Source organism: Nocardia sp. BSTN01 (assembly GCF_015354405.1).
In the GTDB taxonomy this organism is placed as follows: domain Bacteria; phylum Actinomycetota; class Actinomycetes; order Mycobacteriales; family Mycobacteriaceae; genus Nocardia.
The window spans coordinates 1-293 of the sequence record NZ_JADKYP010000193.1; the positions used below are offsets into that span (position 1 = coordinate 1).

1 protein-coding gene is annotated in these 293 nt (G+C 63.5%); it reads left to right on the top strand.

Features of this window, described 5'->3' with window-relative positions:
• Positions 1-167 precede the first annotated feature (167 nt).
• Positions 168-293, top strand: a 126-nt coding sequence (locus IRT45_RS36490; protein ID WP_309241313.1) for a transposase, incomplete at its 3' end; no start/stop codon positions are given.

Below are 293 nucleotides of genomic sequence, written 5' to 3' on the forward strand. Positions count from 1 at the left end.
CTTGTATCGAAGTGAAGTGAGGGGTGGTGCCGTGTAGCGGCACCACCCTCACTCGCTGTCAGCGGAACATGTTGGCCGCGTTGGCATATGGGCGAGGTCTCCAGTAGATCGGTTTAACGACCAAGAAAAACCGGAGACCGACCGGAGACCTCGTGACCAGCGTAGCGGTGACGGGGCGCGCGGACCTGACCGATGCCCAATGGGCCCGGCTGGCACCGTTGCTGCCCCGTGGCAAGAAGGCGGGACGCCCGCCCACATGGACGAAACGGCAGCTCATCAACGGGATCCGATGG